This is a genomic window from Sphingopyxis sp. JAI128 (assembly GCF_014207235.1).
Lineage (GTDB): Bacteria > Pseudomonadota > Alphaproteobacteria > Sphingomonadales > Sphingomonadaceae > Sphingopyxis.
In genome coordinates this window covers 1-4,703 of sequence record NZ_JACHDA010000013.1, presented here as the reverse complement: position 1 = coordinate 4,703, position 4,703 = coordinate 1, and the positions used below count along the sequence as shown (strand labels likewise).

The window sequence follows — 4,703 nt, the reverse complement described above, 5'->3', positions numbered from 1 at the left end:
CCCGGCGTCTGCGTCACATTGACCACGCCGTCGAGCGTCAGGTTGCCGCCGACATTGACCAGATCGTTGAGTGGACCGCCCGGCACGTTCGCCTGTCCGAACTCGAAATCGACCAGCGAGGCATTGCCGAGCGCGAGATTGCCGTTGATCGTGAGCGCGCCGACGCCATTCGATCCCGCCGCGAGCGTACCACCGTCGGCGACGTTGACGCTGCCGCCGATGGTACCGGTGCCGCCTATCGTCGCCCCCGAAGCCACGCTGGTGAGTCCGGTCGCCAACGACTGGTCGCCGTTGATCAGCAGCGTGCCCGCGCTCACGCTGGTCGTGCCGGTATAGCTGTTCGCGCCGGTGAGGAGCGTCGTGCCTGAGCCCGCCTGGGTGAGCGTGCCGGTTCCGGAGATCAGCCCAGCATAAGTGACAGCGTCAGAGCGGTTGAACGCCAGCGCGCCGTTGTTGAGCACGTTGCCAATGATCGAACCGCTCGTGCCGCCAGCACCCAGTTGCAGCACGCCAGCCGAAATCGTGGTCCCGCCGCCATAATTGCTGGCGCCGGTGAGGATCGTCGTGCCGGTGCCCGCCTGGGTGAACGCGCCGGTCCCGGAGATCAGCCCAGCGAAGGTCACCGCATCCGACCGATTGAAGACGAGCGCCGCATTGTTCACGACATCGCCGATGATCGAACCGCTCGTGCCGCCATTGCCGAGCTGGAGCGTACCGACCGCAATTGTGGTACCGCCGGCATAGATATTGTCGGCTGTCAGCAAGAGCGAGCCCGCGCCATCCTTGGTCAGCGCGCCGGCTCCCGAGACCGCACCGCCCAGCGTCAGCGTCGTGCCGCCATCGGTCAGGAACGTGCCCGCGCCCGCCAGATCGACCGCGCGGGCCGAGCCGAGGTCGGCAGTCGTGTGCAGCGTGCCACCATTGACGCTAAGCCCGCCCGCGGCGTCGCCGAGATTGGTGTCGGCCGAGATACGCAGCGTGCCGCCGTTCACAGCCGTACCGCCCGTGTAGCTGTTGGCCCCCGTGAGCACCAACGTGCCCGCATCGGTCTTGACCAGCCCCGCCGTCCCGACGAGCGCGGCGTCGATAGTCGCGGTATAGCTCATGCCCGCCACGCTGCCGTCGCCTACCTGCACGATCGCCTGGGCACCGGTCAGTGTCAGCGCGTCGCCGGTGATCGTGTAACCGTCGCTCGCGAACTGCATCCCCGTCGCGCGCACAGCGCCGCCCACATCGTCGATCGTCACCATGCCCGGCGCGGCGGAGAAGATCGCGAAGCTACCCTGCGCATAATCGGCATTGGTGGTGCCTGCGGCATCGGCCCAGTTGTTCTGGCCGCCGCCGACGCGCCACACGCCATCGCCGCCATTGACCGCGCCATTGTTCTTGGGACCGGCGGCGCCGTCCCAGAAGCTCAGGGTCAACCCGGCTGTGTTGACGAGGTTGACCTGTCCCGCGATCGCCGTCTGCACCGACACCGCGCTGCCCGTCGGCATCGTGCCGAGCGTCAGACCGTTATCGGTGAGCGTCCCGCCATAGTTGAACACGCGGTAGATGCCGGGGCCGAAGTTGCCGCCCGTCGGCACCGTCACGTTAAGGGTCCCGGCCAGCGCCAGGTCGCCGCCGACATTGACGAGGTCGTTCAGCGCGCCACCCGCGACATTGGCCTGCCCAAACGCATAATCGAGCACCGATCCGGCGGAGAGCGCGAGATTGCCGTTAATGGTCAGCGTGCCGACGCCACCCGCGCCCGGCGTCAGGATCGCGCCATCGGCCAGCGTGACATCACCGCCGATCGTGCCGGTGCCGCCGAGACTCGCGCCTGAGACGACACTGGTCAGCCCCAGCGCGCCCGACTGGTCGCCGTTGACGAGCAATGTACCCGCGTTCACTAGGGTCACGCCCGCATAGTTGCTGGCGCCGGTCAGGGTCAGCGTGCCGAGGCCCTCCTTGGTCAGGCCGCCGGCACCGACGAAACGGGGCGAGATGCCGATATCGTGGCCATCGGTGTCGATGATGCCGCCACCCGTACCGAGCGTGAGATCGTGCCCATCGAAACCGGCGAAGAAACTGCCCATATCCTGCGTCGCGCGCAGCACGCCGCCATCCAGCGAGAAATCGATCGAACCGAGACCGGCGGCGATCCGGTTCGTCTCCAGGACGCCGCGGCTGCCCGCGGTGCCCAGCACGGCCACTGCGCCGCTGGAAGCCGCTGTATTGCCGAGGAAGAAGCCGCCCTGGGCGCGAACCAGCCCGCCGTCCGCGATCGTCAGCGCACCCATGCCTTCGTTGCCGATGGTCATGTTGAAGGTCGTCACCAGCCAGTTCGAGCCCGCACCGGTCACGACCGCGCTGCCATCCGCATTGGCGCCGACATAGCCCTGATTGCTGGTGACGCTCGCGCCGTTCTCGATCCGCAGCGTCCCTGCGCCGAAGCTGCCGACCGTGAGTTGTGTCGTGTTGATCCATGATGCGCCCGCGCCCGACACGACAGCATCGCCCTGGCCGGACACGCCGACCTGCCCGTCCTGGCTCCGGACGGTAGCGCCGTCTTCGATGCGCAGGCTGCCCGCGCCGAATATGCCGACGGTGATCCGCCCGGCATTGTCCCAAGTCGAGCCAGCCCCGGTGACCTGCACTGATCCGATGCCGTCGGTGTCGCCGCCGATAGCACCGAGATTGCTCGTGACCCTGCCACCATTGGTGATATTGAGCGTACCGGTTCCGGCATGGCCGACATTCAGGTCGCCGCCCACGGTCCAGGTCGATGCATCGCCGCCGCTGTCCGCCCCCGTGACGGTGACGATCGCCTGGTCGCCGCCTTCAGGAGCGATCCACGCGTTCGCGCTGGCGAGCGTGCCCCCGCCGGCGAGCCGCAGCTCTCCCCCCCTGGCGAGGACGTCGCCCGCGACCGTGCCGGTCCCGGTCAGCACCAGCGTGCCGAGGTCGGTCTTCACGAGATCGCCGTCGGCGGTCAGCGTGCTGTCGAAGGTCGCGGTGTAGCCCACGCCCCCCGCCGTCCCGTCGCCTACTCGGATCACCGACTGCGGCCCGACCAGGGTCAGGTCCTGGCCGGTGACCGTATAGCCATCGACCGCGAACTGCATGCCGGACGCGCGGACCGCCCCCAGACCGTTGTCCACATCGACGGTTCCTCCCACGCCGCCGAAGACCGCGAAGGCGCTGTCGAGGAAGGGCGCGTTGATCGATGCGTCGTCGAGCGTCCAATTGTCGTTGCCCGATACATTCTGCCATATGCCGTCGCCGCCGGTGATGATCCCATCGTTGCGTCCGCCCGCTGCGCCGTCCCAGAAGCGCAGCGCGAGGCCGTTGGTATTGATCAGATTGACCTGCCCCACGACCGATGTCTGGACATAGAAGTCGGTCCCCGGCGGGATGGTACCGATCGTCAGACCGTTGTTTGTCAACGCACCGCCATAGTTGATGACGCGGTAGATGCCCGGATCGAAGCTACCGCCGCCGCTCGTCACCACATTCAGCGTGCCGTCGAGCGTCACATCGCCGCCGACATTGACCAGATCGTTGAACGCGCCGCCGACGACATTGGCCTGCCCGAAGTCGTAGTCGACGTTTGCGCCCGCGGCGAGGGTGAGGTTGCCATTGATGGTCAGCGTGCCAGGGCCGGTAAGACCGCCAGGCGCGAGCCTAGAGGCCACATTCACATCGCCGCCGATCACACCCGACCCGCCCAGGATTCCTCCGAAGTTGACGGCTGTCAGCCCAGTGGCGGCGGATTGGTCGCCGTTGACGAGCAGCGTCCCGCCGGTCACCGTCGTCTGACCCGTGTAGGTGTTGGGCCCAGTCAGGATGGTGGTACCATTGGCCGCCTTTGCTACGCCACCATTTCCCGAAATGGTCCCGGTGAAGGTCTGGATTGTGGCGGCAGGCGTCTGGAACCAGAGCAAGCTGTTGGTGAGCGCGACGTCCCCGACGATCGAACCGGCCGTCGTTCCGTCGCCGAGCTGCAGGCGCCCTCCCGTGACCGTCGTCCCGCCCGTATAGATATTAGCCCCGGTGAGGATGAGATTGCCCATCCCCGCCTTGGTCAGCGCGCCTGTCCCCGATATGATGCCGGCAAAGGTGAGGCTGTTAGACCGGTTGAAGGCAAGCACGCCGTTGTTGGTCACGTCGCCCGTGATGGAACCGGTGGTCCCGCCATTGCCGATCTGCAGCGTCCCGGCGCTGATGGTTGTGCCGCCGGCATAGGTGTTCGCGCCGGTGAGAATGAGCGAGCCCGTGCCCTCTTTGGTCAGCGTGCCGGCGCCAGACACCACATTGCTCAGCGTTAGTGTCGTGCCGATATCGGTGGCGAACGTGCCGACCCCGGTCAAGTCCACACCTCGTGCTGAATTGAAGGTTGCGGTCGTGTTGAGCGTTCCGCCGTTCAGGTTCAGCCCGCCAGCGGCATCGCCGAGATTGGCATCGCTGGAGATGCTGAGCGTTCCGCCATTGATTGCCGTGCCGCCCGTGTAGCTGTTGGTGCCTGTCAGCACGAGCGTGCCCGCCAGATCCTTGACCAGCCGCGCCGTTCCGGACAGTTCGGCGGCGATGGTGGCGGTGATGCCCTCATCGCCCGGATTGCCGTCACCCACGCGCACGAAAGCATCGGCGCCGGTCAGCGTCAGCGGTCCGCCCGCGATCGCATAGCCATCGACCGTGAACTGCATCCCTGCCGACAGCAC

General features: G+C 67.0%; 1 protein-coding gene. It reads right to left on the bottom strand.

All coding sequences use genetic code 11. The features are described 5' to 3' along the window. Window positions 1-4,703: autotransporter-associated beta strand repeat-containing protein (locus tag HDC35_RS19480; protein ID WP_184649066.1), on the bottom strand; the 4,703-nt coding region annotated here is incomplete at both ends.